Origin of the sequence: Sphingomonas sp., from assembly GCF_031361285.1 — a bacterium.
GTDB lineage: Bacteria > Pseudomonadota > Alphaproteobacteria > Sphingomonadales > Sphingomonadaceae > Sphingomicrobium.
Window position 1 is genome coordinate 1 of the sequence record NZ_JANMCO010000041.1, and the last position, 3,522, is coordinate 3,522.

The following is a 3,522-nucleotide window of genomic DNA, read 5'->3' on the forward strand; positions in this document are numbered from 1 at the left end:
AACACCAAGGCGACCGGGTGCTGCAGCGCCCACGGCAACAAGCCTTCGCGAAATTCGGTGACCTGCTGGCCGTCCTTCAAGACGATCGCGTCGCGCCCGACCAAGTCGATGCGGCTGATGTGCGCGTCGAGGTTGATCCGCACGGTCGGCCAATTCAATCGCGCCGCGACCTGCTCGATGTGGGTCGACTTGCCGGTGCCGTGATAGCCCTGGATCATCACCCGGCGGTTGCGGGCGAAGCCGGCGCAGATCGCCAGCGTGGTGTCGGGATCGAACACATAAGCGGGGTCGAGATCGGGAACGCGCTCGTCGGCTTCGCTGAACGCCGGCACTTCCATGTCGCTGTCGATGCCGAACAGCTCGCGGACCTTGGCGATCTTGTCGGGCGACATCATCACGGTGTCGCTGCGGCTCTCGGGATTCACGTTGGGAAGATCGGTCATGAAACCGCCCTTAGGCGCATGCGCGAGACGCCTCAACTCTCCGCGAGCGCGGCCTTGGCGGGCATCGGGAAGAGCGTGATGAAGCGCTGCATCAGGCCGCGGTCGCCCGCTACCGTGATCATGTCCGCCGGCGCCCCGGCGTAAACCACCGCCGCGACATCGCTTGGCGTGCCGGCGATGGTCAGGTCGGGATGGTCGATGGCACCGCGGCCGATGCGGACCTCGCCGTCTTCACGAATCCAGAAATAGGGCTCTCCCGCCATCTGCAGCTGGATTCGCGCGGCGAAATCGCCCGCCGCATCCGCGCTCATCATGGTGCGAAGCGCCAGCATCAATGAGGTCGGGCTGAACGGCCGGGTCACGTCATGGCGCGGGCTGCGCACGGCCCACCGGCCCAGGGCCTGGAAGATGGGCGCCGATTCATAGCCCCACGGCGTCAACTCATAGACCTGGACCGATGCCGGCGGCGGCAGCTTGCGGCGCACCAGCACGCCGGCCGCCTCCAGCCCAGCCAGCCGCTGGGTCAGGACGTTTGCGCTGATCCCGTTAAGGCTGGCCTTCAAGTCGCCGAACCGGCGCGGCCCGAGCAACAGTTCGCGGATCAGCGGCATCGACCAACGCTCACCGATCAGGTCCATGCCATGAGCGGCGGCGCAGGCATCGTCATACCGTCTTTTGTCTTCGTCCCACCCTATAGTGGATATCTTGTCTAACTCCATGGTTGTCAAATATGACTGACAGGCATAAAAAGCAAGCCGAATCGAGTCGCACAGGAGGAAGAAAGCGCATGCCCGTTGATGCCAACGCCGATATCGAAATCTCCGCCTTCGCCTGGGTGCCGCCGTTCGCCGAAGGGCTGGTCCGCGACCTGCGCCCGCGCTGGGCGCTCGAGGAGATCGGCCTGTCCTACAAGGTCCAGCTGCTCGAGGGCGAACGGCCGCCCGAATATTATCTCGACCAGCCGTTCGGCCAGGTGCCCTGCTATCGTGAAGGCCCGCTGAAGATCTTTGAAACCGGCGCCATCCTCCAGCATATCGGTGAGAAGAGCGAGAAATTGCTGCCGCGTGATGCCGTGGCGCGAATCCGGGCTATCCAGTGGACCTACGCGGCCTTGAACAGCGTCGAGCCGGCGATCCAGAATCTGGTCGCGATCGACCTGTTCTACACCAATGAGGAATGGGCCAAGCTACGGCGGCCGGGAGCCGAAGATTTCACCCGGCTGAAATTGAAGCGAGTCGCCGATTGGCTCGGCGACAAGGAGTGGCTCGAGGATCATTTCACCATTGGCGACCTGATGATGGCATCCGTCCTGCGGATACTTCGGCACACCGATTTGGTGGCTGAACAGGCCAACCTCAAAGCCTATGTAGAGCGAGCCGAGCAGCGCCCAGCGTTCCAGCGCGCGCTCGCCGACCAGATCGCCGTGTTCAAGCAACACCAACCCGAAGGAGCAATTGCATGACCTATTTTGAAGGGTTCGTCGTTCCCGTGCCGAAAGCCAACAAGGACGCCTATCGCAAGCACGCGACCGAGTTCGCCCCGATGGTCCAGGAATTCGGGGTGGCGCGCATGGTTGAAACCTGGGGCGACGACGTTGCCGACGGCAAGGTCACCGACTTCAAGAAGGCTGTCAACGCGACGGACGATGAGGACGTCGTCTTCTCCTGGTTCGAATATCCCGACAAGAATGCGCGCAACGCGGCCAACGAAAAGATGATGAGCGACCCGCGCATGGAGGAGATGGGCGCCAACATGCCGTTCGATGGCAAGCGCATGATCATGGGCGGATTCGAGGCGATCGTAGAGGAAGGCGCCGGCGGGGGCGGCTACACCGACGGTTTCGTCGTCCCGGTCCCCGAAGGCAAGCGCGACGCCTATCGCGAGCTCGCGGCCAAGATGGCGGGCGTGTTCCGCCAGCATGGCGCGACCCGGGTGATCGAATCGATCGCCGATGACGTCCAGCACGGCAAGGTCACCGATTTCTACCGCGCGGTGAAGGCCGAAGACGGCGAGACTGTAGTCTTCTCGTTCATCGAGTGGCCCGACAAGGCGGCCCGCGACAATGCGTGGAAGGCGATCATGGCCGACGAGACCATGAAACCGGACGGCGACATGCCCTTCGACGGCAAACGCATGTTCTGGGGCGGCTTCGAGCCGATCCTCGACACCGCCAAGCGCGAGACGGCGCACGCCTGACCCTACCGCAACGCATACGAAAGGAATGTGACCATGTCCGACACCACTTATGCGCCGACCCAGTCGGCCGCGAATGAGGATTCGAGAACTTCGGCCCACGGCAGCTTCATCTGGTATGAGCTTCTCACGCCCGATCCGGTCGCCGCCAAGACATTTTACGACGCGGTGGTTGGTTGGAATATCGAGCCACAGCCGTCGGGTGAGATGGACTACCGGATGATCGGTCGCGCCGACGGCGGCAACGCCGGCGGTGTGATGCGGCTGACCGACGAGATGCGGTCACACGGCGCACGGCCGGTGTGGCTCGGCTACGTCGGCGTCGATGACGTCGATCAGTCGGTCGCCGCGATCGAAAAAGACGGCGGCAAGGCGCTGATGGCGGCGTTCGACATCCCCAATGTCGGCCGGATCGCGTTGGTCACCGACCCGCAGGGTGCGCCCTTCTACGTGATGCAGCCGACCCCGCCAGCCGGCGACGGGAATAAGGTCAGCGACGTTTTCTCGGTCGATCAGCCGCAGCGCGTCCGCTGGAATGAGCTGGCCACCCCCGAACCGGACGGCGCGATCGACTTCTATCGCAAACAGTTCGGCTGGAGCCAGGACGGCGACATGGACATGGGCGAGATGGGCAAATACCGCTTCATCCAGGACCGCGGAACGAACATCGGCGCGGTCATGACCAAGCCGCCGCAGCTGCCGGTCAGCCAATGGACCTATTACATCGGCGTCGACGACATCGGCCGCGCTGCCGAGGCGATCAAGTCCGGCGGCGGGCAGATCCTCAATGGTCCGATGGAGATCCCGGGCGGCGAATTCTCATTGAATGCGCTCGACCCGCACGGCGCATCGTTCGGCCTCGTCGGCCCGCGCAGTTAAGGGAGAG

The 3,522-nt window shown here is 63.7% G+C and carries 5 protein-coding genes; 3 read left to right on the plus strand and 2 right to left on the minus strand.

What is annotated here, in order from left to right; genetic code table 11:
* On the minus strand, positions 1-443 hold a 443-nt coding region (locus RMO25_RS04340), incomplete at its 3' end, for an AAA family ATPase (RefSeq protein ID WP_309661377.1).
* 32 nt (positions 444-475) lie between these two features.
* Positions 476-1,162, minus strand: coding sequence for a helix-turn-helix domain-containing protein (locus RMO25_RS04345; RefSeq protein ID WP_309661378.1), 687 nt, complete (start codon positions 1,160-1,162; stop codon positions 476-478).
* Between the two features lie 68 nt (positions 1,163-1,230).
* On the opposite strand from RMO25_RS04345, the gene RMO25_RS04350 reads away from it, so the two are divergent.
* Genes RMO25_RS04350 through RMO25_RS04365 form a run of 3 tightly spaced genes read left to right on the plus strand, consistent with a single transcriptional unit; the run spans position 1,231 to position 3,515 of the window.
* On the plus strand, positions 1,231-1,905 hold the full coding sequence (locus RMO25_RS04350; protein WP_309661379.1) for a glutathione S-transferase family protein: 675 nt from the start codon (positions 1,231-1,233) through the stop codon (positions 1,903-1,905).
* Positions 1,902-2,639 (plus strand): DUF1428 domain-containing protein, encoded by a 738-nt coding sequence (locus RMO25_RS13840; RefSeq protein ID WP_405051839.1) that lies wholly within the window; start codon positions 1,902-1,904, stop codon positions 2,637-2,639. The genes RMO25_RS04350 and RMO25_RS13840 overlap by 4 nt, the downstream gene beginning before the upstream one ends.
* A 33-nt stretch (positions 2,640-2,672) precedes the next feature.
* On the plus strand, positions 2,673-3,515 hold the full coding sequence (locus RMO25_RS04365) for a VOC family protein (protein WP_309661380.1): 843 nt from the start codon (positions 2,673-2,675) through the stop codon (positions 3,513-3,515).
* Positions 3,516-3,522: the final 7 nt, after the last annotated feature.

Coding starts and splice junctions, on each gene's coding strand:
- RMO25_RS04345 (WP_309661378.1), bottom strand. CDS start 1,162: ATGGAGTTAGACAAGATATCCACTATAGGGTGGGACGAAGACAAAAGA.
- RMO25_RS04350 (WP_309661379.1), top strand. CDS start 1,231: ATGCCCGTTGATGCCAACGCCGATATCGAAATCTCCGCCTTCGCCTGG.
- RMO25_RS13840 (WP_405051839.1), top strand. CDS start 1,902: ATGACCTATTTTGAAGGGTTCGTCGTTCCCGTGCCGAAAGCCAACAAG.
- RMO25_RS04365 (WP_309661380.1), top strand. CDS start 2,673: ATGTCCGACACCACTTATGCGCCGACCCAGTCGGCCGCGAATGAGGAT.